An 8,889-nucleotide genomic window follows, 5' to 3' on the forward strand; every position below is an offset into this window, starting at 1 on the left:
GTACCGCTTCGAGTAGTTGCTTCCCACCTGGCTCTACTTCCTCTGGAACCTCAGGTCCCAGTCTCCAGGTGTCCGTGATCAAGGGGAAGCTTCACTGGCCGGGCTCCCCCGTTTCCGGGTCCAGGACGGGCTGGCCGGCTGTACGGGAGATCCGCACCGTGTCGGTCAGCTGCGCCTCCAGGTCAGCCCTGGCCTGTGAAAGATCCAGCGGCACCGGCTCACGCCCCGGTGGTCTGGGTGACCTCGTCCAGCCACGTCGTACGGACGACGGCGAGCGAGTTGGCGTCGGAGATGTCCATGACCCGCCACACCCTGTTGATCAGGCCCGGGTCCTGCGTGGCCTCGGTGACGCGCACGCGGTCCTCACGCGACGCGAGCGGGACGTCCAGCGGAGTCAGGAGCCGGTAGCGGTTACGGGTGTCGTCGGCGTACGCCTGTCCCTCCAGAGACAGCACCAGGCCGGGACCACCGGCGGAGAAGATCGCACCGGCCCCCGTGTAGAGGATCTGGTCCGGGCCGGGGTGGTACTCGCCGGAGTCCGGGTCAAGGACCGGCTCCCCGGGGCGGAAGATCTCGACAGTGTCCACGAGGATGCGCGTCTCGACGATGGGGGCGACGGCGGCAAGCGAAAGCCCCTCAGAGGGCGGAGGAGTGCTCATACGTTCGAGCGTAGGGCTGTGCGCGGACAACTCACCTGGCCCGAGGTAACGGCGGACGCATCCGGCTCGCCCAGGTGCACGCGTCTCGGTCCGGCGTGACGATCGGTGTACCGGTGGTGGCTCAGATGTCCCTTCGGCTGGACCGCCGCCGGACCTACCCGAGCACCCCAAGCTCAGTGTCGGGTCGGCAATGGATGCAGGCCCGCATCCCGTCGGCGAGGGCCTGCTCGCGGGCGATGACCCGCTGGCGCTTCCCGGCGGCGTAGCACCCGCCGACGTGGACTTCGATGGGGCGGGCGCCTACGCCAATGCTGAGCTCGACGATCCAGTCCGGCGTCGGCGGCCGCCGCTCCTCGCCCTGCTGCCACTCTCTCCCGCTGCTCGGCTGCCGCGATCGCCTCGTCGATGCGGTCCACCCACATGGCATGCCAGGTCCGCAAGGTGCGGAGCCTCGGCAGGTCGCTCGGGAGGAGATCGGACGTGTGTTCGAGTCTACGTCGGGCGCTGGAGCGCCATAGAGGGGTCGGAAGCCGACGAGAGGAGCCGCACGCATGACCGACGCTGACCTGCTGCGATCCCTCGGAGTCGACCCCTCGCAGCTGGACCCCGCCCCACCATGGGCGCCGCGCCAGAGCGCCGGCGTCGACACACCCGGGCATGGCCGCCGCTGGCTGGACCGGTGCATGCCCTGCCTCATCGCCACCACCCCACGCGGCGGCCCCCGCGCGCCGCTCACGGACACGCTGGCCGTGCTGCGGGAAGCAGCCCGGGAAGCGGGCGTCCACCTGACCATCGTGGCCGACGAGTCGTAGCGGCCCTGATCCAGCTGCGGTGAAACACGAGCAGCCGCCGTTGCACCTTCGTTCGGTGCAACGGCGGCCGCGTCGGCAGGGCCGTTACTACAGCTGCCGCTCGATCTTGGATTCCGGGACCAGCTCTTCTTGCATGTTCTTCTCGTTCTTGACGGTGTACTTAGTCTGTTGCCCGCTGCCCTCGGCACGCTCGATCAGACCCTGCGCCTGCTGGCCTTGCTGGTTCCGGTACTCCACGCGCTGTCCCTGCTTGTACGGCATGAACTCTCCAAGTCTCGTCGGTGGGAGGCTGGTCCCGCTCATTCGGCGGGGGACGCCCCTCCTTGCGCCCGTGACCATCGCTGGGCGCACTGACAGCTCACCCCCACCTCCACACCACAGCAACCCCTACGGGCCGAATGGAGGACGTCGTAGTCTGCCGCCGTGGACCGCGGAGCCCGCACCGTCATGCGCGGCTGGTGGTCCGACGAGGCGACGGCGGAGCGGAAGTACACGCGCTGGATAGGCGATCGCGGCGGCGTCGACGGCGCCCGGATCACGCTCACCGGCGAGGCGAACGGCGGGCGCGTGCTGAAGTCCTGGCCACCCGAGAACCGCTGAAACTGTCCGCCCGGTCGTCCGACCGGCCCGCTACCGTTGAACCGTCCTTATCCCGCTTGCTGGCTGCTTGCTGCGACTCGGACCTGCCCCGCCCGTTCAGCGCCGGCGGGGCTTCGCACTGGCCGCGCTAGGCACTGTCCGGCGGATCATGTGACCCTCTGACCGGTTGTTCCGCGTCGGGACCGTACCGCTGCTTCACTCGGGAAGGAGCGGGTACGGCCCCGATGAGAACGTGCAGCACCGATCCACGATCAGGCACCCGCTTGGTTGCGGGGAGTTGTGGTGTGTCAGTTCGCGGTCTTGAGGAAGGCCGTCAGGCTTTCCAGGAGCATGGTGGTGCCCTGCTCGGCGAGGTCGCGCTCGTCGGCGGTGTCGCAGGTCTGGGCCACCACGATGCGAGTCTGGTGGGCACTCTGCTCGGCAAGTTCGACGGTCATGAGCGCCGGCTCGTTCTTCCCGGGCACGTCCATGCCGATCACCAGACGCCGGTTCTCATCGACCTCGGAGTAGGAGCCGGTCAACGGGAACTGCCCGCCGTCCGGGGTGGCCACCGTCGCCTTCCACGTCCCACCCGGCCGCACGTCCATCTCGACGGACCCGGGGACGGCATAGGCCCACTGCGCGTAGGACTCCGCAGTGGTCCAGGCGCTCCACACCGCCGCCACAGGTGCCTCCAACGTCCGCTCCAACGTGTAGGAGAAACCCTCGGACGTCCTCTGTTCCGTGGTCATCTCGCGCTCCCTGTCTTCGCTCTTGTGGGGATGTCGCACTGTAGACAAGGGCTGGCCCCAAAAGTCATCGGTCTCCCGCGCCTAACCTGAGCAGGCACCCGGCCACGGAGCCCGCGCAAGAACCCGCTTGGCGGACCACGGCGACCACTGCTACTTTTCCGGAGGCCGTGCGAGAGAACGAGGAGGTGGTACCCGTGAACGCAGTATCGACATGGGTGCTCCCCTCCGGGGTCACGGTCGGGCGATAGGTCGTCCGGGAGCGCCGTTCATGAGCACTCCCGAAAGGCACGACCATGCACTTCACTTCTGAACAGCGTCTCGACGACGGTGTCCTCGAACGCGAATTCACCCTCGGCGAGATCCCCGGCATCCTGTGGACGCCCGCGTCCGCATCCGCACCGGCGCCGCTGATCCTGATCGGCCACCCCCCGCTCGGACTCCGCAAGATGTACCCCCGGCTGGCGGGGCGGGCCCGGTACTACGCGGCGGAGTACGGCTTCGCCGCGGCCACCATCGAGCTCCCCGGGAGTGGTGAACGGCCCCGTTGGGCCGCCGCCGAGCAGGCCCGCGCCGACCTGCGCCGGGCGATGGAGGCCGGCGAGCCGGTCGGCGACGAGATCGTCGACGCCCTCATCCTCCCGCTGGTCGAAAAGGCGGTCCCGGAATGGCAGGCCGCCCTGGACGCCCTCCTGTCGCTGCCCGAGATCGGCGGCCCGGTCGGGTACGAGGGGGGAGTGATCTCCATCGGCGTCCGCCTTGCGGTGGTCGAGCCGCGCATCGTGGCCGCCGGTTTCTTCGCCGGGAGTCTCGTGCCCGCCGCCATGTTCGAGGAGGCCCGCCAGGTCACCATTCCGCTGCATGTCCTGCTGCAGTGGGACGACGAAGGGAACGACCGGCAGGCGGCCCTGGACCTGTTCAACGCCTTCGGCTCCAAGGAGAAGACCATGCACGCCAATCTCGGCGGGCACACCGGCGTCCCGCAGTTCGAGCTCGACGCCGGGGCCCGGTTCTTCGCCCGGCACCTGAAGTGAGGCCGGGCCGTCAGGCCACCAGCAGACGGTAAGCCGTGTTGGCCAGGATGCTGCTCGTCGAGGGCAGGTCCCGGCGCTCCTCTGCTGTTTATGCCGCGGGCCCCTGCCAACTCGGCAGGGGCCCGCGCTGCCCGAAGCCATGAACTGTTCGATTTCTGCAGAGCTTCGAGTGCTGCCCAAACTCGTGGCCACCTAGTCGTCTTCCGGCTCCGGGTGCAGGACGGCCGCTTCACGGCCATCTCCAGCTCGTACCGGTTCACCCCGGCCGCCTCGGCATGCGCGGTCACCGCGGCCTGGAAGGCTGCAGCAGCCTCGCGCCAGGGCGCCCACGCCTCCTCCGTGTACGGCTCGGCCATGGCCTTGCGCTGCTCGGCGACGGCCGAGCGTTCCAGCGAGATGAGCTCTTCAGGGATGTCGGTTGCCACGGCCGGATCGTAAGCGGCGGCACTGACAACCGACCGGAGCCGCGCAGCTCACGCACGGGACGAAAGAGCCCCGCCTCCCGGACGGGGGGACCGGGAGGCGGGGCGGTGCAGGGGTCGGTCAGACCTCGAAATAGGCGACGATGATGATCGCTCCGAGGACCGTGACGTGGTATAGCACGCGGGTGGTGCCTTCGGTGTACTCCCGCAGCGGCACATGGCCCTCGCGGGTGAAGCGCTCGGGCCCGATCTTCGGGTCCATGGATATGGTGACGATGGCCCGGTCGAGGCGCACCAGGTCCGACACCGACAGCTTCGCCAAGCCGGGTTCACACTCCGGGGTGAACGCGACCTGCGCGCGTCGGCCGGGGGTGTGTTTAGGCGACACGGGCATCGCCGCCGGTCCCGGTCACGTCGATGCCGTGAGCCGCAAACAGCTCGATGCGCTTGGTCTCCCAGTCGCGGGACAGGTCGATGCCGTTCTCGGCAATGCCGCGCAGCGACGCCGCCAGCAGCGTCTTGCCCGCCTCGTCGGCCTCCACAGCCTGCTCCAGGATGGGCTGCTTCTCGTTGTCCTCGAACACCAGCCGCATGGCCATCCCCTTCCGCGCCCTGTCAGTGCTTGCCAGTACGGTACGCCGCTCCGGCGGGGCCTGTCCCTCCTTCTCCCGACCGCTCACAGCAGCCTGCCCGGGTGGTCCAGCCACACGGACGAGCCGTCCGGGGTGACTGTCATGCCGTACTGGCTCCGGGCGGGCGGCCGGCCGCAGTCGCCGGTGACCTTGGCCCACAGCACCTCCACCTCGTCCCACAGGCGTCCGGGACCGGCCTGCCGGACCGTGCCGTCGGCGACGTCGGCCCACGACCCTTCCCGGTCCCACAGCCGCATCGCGGTAACCTGCCCGTCCGGGCCGAGGGCGCGGCCGCACGCGGTGTGCGGCAGCAGCAGGGAGCACGCGAACGCGAAGTTGTCGGCGGCCACTTCGTGGGGGGGCCACGCCAGTAGGCGGGCACGAACACGTGCCGGGGCACCTCCTCGACCGCCTTGCGCCACCAGTCGTCGCGCAGCGCCCCCTCCTCGGCGAGCGTGTCCGCCAGCGCGAGGCGCAGCGTCCGCTCGCCCTGCACCTGCACGCTCATTTGGTTCCCTCCAGGAGGAATTGGGCGTGGGCGTCGGCGATCGGCAGGCCGGTGTCCTTCTCGATCCACATCCACTGCCCGGCCGGGTTGTTCTCCAGGAACCACCATGCTCCCGACCGGTCGATGGAGAAGTCCAAAGCGCCGAAACTGAGTCCGTCGTGGAACAGCAGCGCGCGGACGGCGGTGGCCACCTGGTCGGGTACCTCGATCGGCGTGTACGTCAGGGCCTCGTAGTCGGTGCGCCAGTCCACGCGGGTGCCGTCGGTGGATGCGTGGACGGCCGCGCCGAACATGCGGCCGTTGACGACGGTCAGCCGCACGTCGTGAGCCTTGTCGACCCACTGCTGGAACAGGTGCGCGGTGACGCGCACCGACTCGTCCAGGGTGGCCGGGTCGATGAGGTGCGCGGGGATCATGTGGTTGCGCTGCTCGGGGCCCAGCGGCAGTTCTCCGCCGGTGATGGGCTTGCAGATGACCGGGACGCCGAGGTCGGCGGCGAACTTCCGTGCCGCCTCCGGGTCGTTGGTGACCCGGGTGCTGGGCACGCGCAAACCTAAGCGGGCGGCGAGCGCGAGTACGGGGCATCACTTGTTGGCCGTCAGGATCCCCGGGGATCACAAGAGTGTCGCGGACCTCTCTCTTCGAGGCAGGACGTTGTACTGCGCCGTCAGCGCCGGTATTCCACGTCTGGGGAGCCTCACGTCTGACTACCCTGCAGCTGTCCATCGAAAGCGAGGAGCCGACCATGCTCGATGTCCCGACCCTGTTAAAGAGGCTCTTCGCAGTTGAGGGTGCAGTCGGGCTGCGCACGTGGCTGACGGTCGGCGCTCACTCAGCCTTCCTCGTCGCGTTCCTCCTCGTCCCCGCGCCGACGGCGCGCTCGCTCGGCGATCCCGCTGGAGAGCTTGCCCTTTACCGAGCTGGCCCGGTCGAGGGTCTCGTTGCCGAGGCTTCTGGCGGCATCGACGCCCTTTGCTCCTGTCTCGAGCGCCTTGTCCCTCGCCTCCGCGGCCGCGTCCACCCATCGTCTCGCCTCCGATGACTGGCGACCAGACTCAATCCCGAGCCGCCCGTGGAAGTCATAGACGCCGGCCGCGACATGGTTGCTCGACTGGACCACAGCCGGGGACTTGGTCGGGTGCAGCAACACCTTCGCGTTGGCCGTGCCAGCAACCGCATTCATCCTGGCCACCAGACGCTCGGTGCTTCGCAAGACGAGTTCCAGCCGGTCCTGCCGGGCAGCCTTCAGTCCGAGGCGATGCCCGTTCAGCTCCTCCGGAGACGCGTCCAGCACCCGGTCGAGTTTGAGCACGGCGATCGCGTCCTGCAGTTGGAAGCAGCGAGCCAGAACAGCGAGCCACTCCCGAACCACGGACTCAGCTTCCTTGGCCGTCGTAGCGAGATCACCGATCTTGGCCTTGCGCTCCATATTCTCCGCAAGTGCGTCGAGTTGACGCAATGCGTACGCCTGGGTTTCTGCGATCGTCGCCGGCGCGGCCTGCACCTTCGACCACGTAACCTCGTCGACTCCACGCCTTTTCTCGCGGATGGTCATGGCCTCCTCGATGACGAAGCCCACTCCGATCATGCGGGCCAACACAGCGTCCTTCTGGACGCGCAGCACGTCGTCGACCTTCGCGTCGATCGTGGCGAGATAGTCGGTGATCTCGTCCATGGTCTGTTGCATCGCGACCTGCGACATGAGCCTCGCAGCGTTGGCGAGAACCGCCGGGTTGGTCAGAAGCGATCGGGGCCCCTTCACGAATTCGACGAATCCCCTGATTTGGCCCTTGTGCCCCTTCACCACACCTGTGCTGAGCTTGAAATTTAACCTTTGCGAGCTTTGTCTTGGTCGCGTTCGGTGATGCTCTCGGGTCGTTTGGTGGTTTTCCCGACGTCGTAGCGGGTGGCGGGTCGTCGGTTCTTCGAGCCAAGTGGTCTGCCTGGTCCGGGTGTTGAGAGTTTCGGTGCTCGGGCAGGATTGTGCAGGTGGGGGCGGAGGTTACGGAACCCTCGGCGGACGCGGGCCGGGGTGAGTCTGGCGGGTTCGACTGGTTTCTCCCAGGGCCGGCGGAGGTCGGCTGCGGCCTCTCGGGTGAGGCGGAGCTGGGTGTGAGCGGCGATCACGATCCACGTCCACCGGTCGGCAGCCTGGGGAGTGCGGAGCTTGGGGCGGGTCCAGCCGAGCGTCTGCTTGGCGAAGCGGAAGGTGTGTTCCAGGTCGAAGCGGCGGAGGAACGCCTGCCAGCGCAGGTCGACGTCTTCGCTGGTCATGCCGGTTCGGGAGGACCACAGCCAGACGGGCAGCGGGTCCTGGCCGCCGGGCAGGACCTCGACCTGTAGGCGGATCACCGTGCCCTCGATGACGGGGAGCTCGTTGGCGTGGTCGATCCATGCGTTGCGGGTGGTCAGCTTCGGGTGGAGCCGGTTCCATGCCATGGCCTGTGCGGTGCCGTAACGGTCGGTGACGGTCGCGGTCGCCGCGTCGGGCTCGCCCCAGGTGTCCGGTCGGGCGAAGCGGAACTCGCTGCCGTGCTTGGGCGGGCGTCCGCCCTGGCGGGGCTGGGTCCAGGTGGCGGGCACGGGCCTGCGCATCACACGGTCGGAGCGCATGCGCCCGAGTACCTCCACCGGCAGGCCGTCGAGGAGATAGGCCATACGCGGGGCGTCGTAGCCGGCGTCGAAGACCACCAGGATCTCGGGATCCCCCTCCTCCCACTGCCCACCGTCGATCAGGTCTGTGACGACACGGCGGACCTGGGTGGCGCTCACCTCGGCGACATCGTCGTCGGGGCCGAGGCGGAGGGCGTCCAGTAGCTGGCACCACGAGGTGCGGCCGGTCTCCAGGGCTGCAACGAACGAGTACGGCCAGCCCGGCACGATCTGATCGCTGGTGCGGCCGCCTCGGCCGTAGACGTGGCAGAACAGGCGGTCCGCGCTGGTCGGGGCGTCGGAACGCAGCCAGTTGCTCACATCGACGGCGAGGACGAGCCGGTTGTCCGCGGCCTTGGGCTGCAGCAGCACCGCCAGCGCCCGTCGCAGGCCGTCCACGTCGATACGGCCGCAGTTCAGCGCGTCGTACAACGCACCATGCCCGCGCCGGTGCTCGGCCACCAGCGTCAGGTCGACCGGTGAGGTCACCGGCCCGTTCTCGCACAGCATCGCGTCGGTGAGCTCGAACAACGTGTCACCACGGCGGGTGAGACATGCGTAGAAGAAAGCCGAACGCGTCTCGCCGGGCATCCTGATCCAGCACACTCACCCCTACGGCCTTCGGTGAACCTCAACTCTGTGACGGAGCAAAGGATCAGACGAAGGCCGCCTTCATGCCCGGCGAATCCCCATCCGAGTGGTCAAGTTCGGGCATCGTTCGAGGTCAGGACCTTAAATTTCAAGCTAAGCTTGGCGTTTATCCTCGCAGGTCACCCGACCTGCTGATCTGCGGTTCTTCCCGGGACAACAGGGGCGGCCGTTCTCCACGCTTCGAGATGTCG

Annotated in this window: 12 protein-coding genes and 1 pseudogene; 3 read left to right on the plus strand and 10 right to left on the minus strand. The window is 68.4% G+C overall.

Going from position 1 to position 8,889, the window contains the following annotated elements; genetic code table 11:
* Positions 1-218 precede the first annotated feature (218 nt).
* Entirely contained in the window at positions 219-659 is a 441-nt protein-coding gene (locus ABZV38_RS38260) for a DUF6093 family protein (RefSeq protein ID WP_356333315.1), read from the minus strand.
* Positions 660-813: 154 nt separating this feature from the next.
* Positions 814-1,212: a DUF6233 domain-containing protein gene (locus tag ABZV38_RS38265; RefSeq protein WP_356333318.1), complete on the minus strand. Its 399-nt coding sequence runs from the start codon at positions 1,210-1,212 to the stop codon at positions 814-816.
* Here ABZV38_RS38265 and ABZV38_RS38270 point away from each other — a divergent pair.
* Positions 1,211-1,471: a hypothetical protein gene (locus ABZV38_RS38270; protein ID WP_356333319.1), complete on the plus strand. Its 261-nt coding sequence runs from the start codon at positions 1,211-1,213 to the stop codon at positions 1,469-1,471. The two genes, ABZV38_RS38265 and ABZV38_RS38270, sit on opposite strands and share 2 nt — an antisense overlap.
* A gap of 87 nt (positions 1,472-1,558) precedes the next feature.
* Here the strand turns inward: ABZV38_RS38270 and ABZV38_RS38275 are convergent, their stop codons facing one another.
* Positions 1,559-1,732, minus strand: coding sequence for a hypothetical protein (locus tag ABZV38_RS38275; protein ID WP_267009818.1), 174 nt, complete (start codon positions 1,730-1,732; stop codon positions 1,559-1,561).
* A gap of 162 nt (positions 1,733-1,894) precedes the next feature.
* On the opposite strand from ABZV38_RS38275, the gene ABZV38_RS38280 reads away from it, so the two are divergent.
* A complete protein-coding gene (locus ABZV38_RS38280) occupies positions 1,895-2,071 on the plus strand; it encodes a hypothetical protein (RefSeq protein WP_356333321.1) in 177 nt (58 codons plus the stop codon).
* Positions 2,072-2,358: 287 nt separating this feature from the next.
* On the opposite strand, the gene ABZV38_RS38285 is transcribed toward ABZV38_RS38280, so the two are convergent.
* Positions 2,359-2,802: an SRPBCC domain-containing protein gene (locus ABZV38_RS38285; RefSeq protein ID WP_356333323.1), complete on the minus strand. Its 444-nt coding sequence runs from the start codon at positions 2,800-2,802 to the stop codon at positions 2,359-2,361.
* A 293-nt stretch (positions 2,803-3,095) separates the two neighbouring features.
* Here ABZV38_RS38285 and ABZV38_RS38290 point away from each other — a divergent pair, with 293 nt between their 5' ends.
* On the plus strand, positions 3,096-3,833 hold the full coding sequence (locus tag ABZV38_RS38290; RefSeq protein ID WP_356333325.1) for an alpha/beta hydrolase: 738 nt from the start codon (positions 3,096-3,098) through the stop codon (positions 3,831-3,833).
* 543 nt (positions 3,834-4,376) lie between these two features.
* Here ABZV38_RS38290 and ABZV38_RS38295 read toward each other — a convergent pair.
* The 6 genes and pseudogenes from ABZV38_RS38295 to ABZV38_RS38320 form a co-directional block, all read right to left on the minus strand.
* Positions 4,377-4,649 carry a hypothetical protein gene (locus tag ABZV38_RS38295; protein WP_356007132.1) on the minus strand — a complete coding sequence of 91 codons (273 nt, stop codon included), beginning with the start codon at positions 4,647-4,649 and terminating at the stop codon, positions 4,377-4,379.
* The gene (locus ABZV38_RS38300) at positions 4,633-4,848 is read right to left on the minus strand and encodes a hypothetical protein (RefSeq protein ID WP_356333327.1); all 216 of its coding nucleotides are present in this window, start codon (positions 4,846-4,848) and stop codon (positions 4,633-4,635) included. The genes ABZV38_RS38295 and ABZV38_RS38300 overlap by 17 nt, the downstream gene beginning before the upstream one ends.
* A gap of 83 nt (positions 4,849-4,931) precedes the next feature.
* The gene (locus ABZV38_RS38305) at positions 4,932-5,237 is read right to left on the minus strand and encodes a hypothetical protein (RefSeq protein ID WP_356333329.1); all 306 of its coding nucleotides are present in this window, start codon (positions 5,235-5,237) and stop codon (positions 4,932-4,934) included.
* 154 nt (positions 5,238-5,391) lie between these two features.
* On the minus strand, positions 5,392-5,940 hold the full coding sequence (locus ABZV38_RS38310) for a hypothetical protein (RefSeq protein WP_356333332.1): 549 nt from the start codon (positions 5,938-5,940) through the stop codon (positions 5,392-5,394).
* A 287-nt stretch (positions 5,941-6,227) separates the two neighbouring features.
* Positions 6,228-7,214: pseudogene (locus tag ABZV38_RS38315) on the minus strand (hypothetical protein); the annotation flags it as partial.
* An 8-nt stretch (positions 7,215-7,222) separates the two neighbouring features.
* On the minus strand, positions 7,223-8,638 hold the full coding sequence (locus ABZV38_RS38320; protein WP_356333334.1) for an NF041680 family putative transposase: 1,416 nt from the start codon (positions 8,636-8,638) through the stop codon (positions 7,223-7,225).
* Positions 8,639-8,889: the final 251 nt, after the last annotated feature.

It is taken from the genome of Streptomyces sp. NPDC005181 (genome assembly GCF_040608395.1).
In the GTDB taxonomy this organism is placed as follows: domain Bacteria; phylum Actinomycetota; class Actinomycetes; order Streptomycetales; family Streptomycetaceae; genus Streptomyces.

What these genes read in the sequence shown, in the direction of transcription:
- ABZV38_RS38260 (WP_356333315.1), bottom strand. Translation starts at nt 659, where the DNA reads ATGAGCACTCCTCCGCCCTCTGAGGGGCTTTCGCTTGCCGCCGTCGCC.
- ABZV38_RS38270 (WP_356333319.1), top strand. Translation starts at nt 1,211, where the DNA reads ATGACCGACGCTGACCTGCTGCGATCCCTCGGAGTCGACCCCTCGCAG.
- ABZV38_RS38265 (WP_356333318.1), bottom strand. Translation starts at nt 1,212, where the DNA reads ATGCGTGCGGCTCCTCTCGTCGGCTTCCGACCCCTCTATGGCGCTCCA.
- ABZV38_RS38275 (WP_267009818.1), bottom strand. Translation starts at nt 1,732, where the DNA reads ATGCCGTACAAGCAGGGACAGCGCGTGGAGTACCGGAACCAGCAAGGC.
- ABZV38_RS38285 (WP_356333323.1), bottom strand. Translation starts at nt 2,802, where the DNA reads ATGACCACGGAACAGAGGACGTCCGAGGGTTTCTCCTACACGTTGGAG.
- ABZV38_RS38290 (WP_356333325.1), top strand. Translation starts at nt 3,096, where the DNA reads ATGCACTTCACTTCTGAACAGCGTCTCGACGACGGTGTCCTCGAACGC.
- ABZV38_RS38295 (WP_356007132.1), bottom strand. Translation starts at nt 4,649, where the DNA reads ATGCCCGTGTCGCCTAAACACACCCCCGGCCGACGCGCGCAGGTCGCG.
- ABZV38_RS38300 (WP_356333327.1), bottom strand. Translation starts at nt 4,848, where the DNA reads ATGCGGCTGGTGTTCGAGGACAACGAGAAGCAGCCCATCCTGGAGCAG.
- ABZV38_RS38320 (WP_356333334.1), bottom strand. Translation starts at nt 8,638, where the DNA reads ATGCCCGGCGAGACGCGTTCGGCTTTCTTCTACGCATGTCTCACCCGC.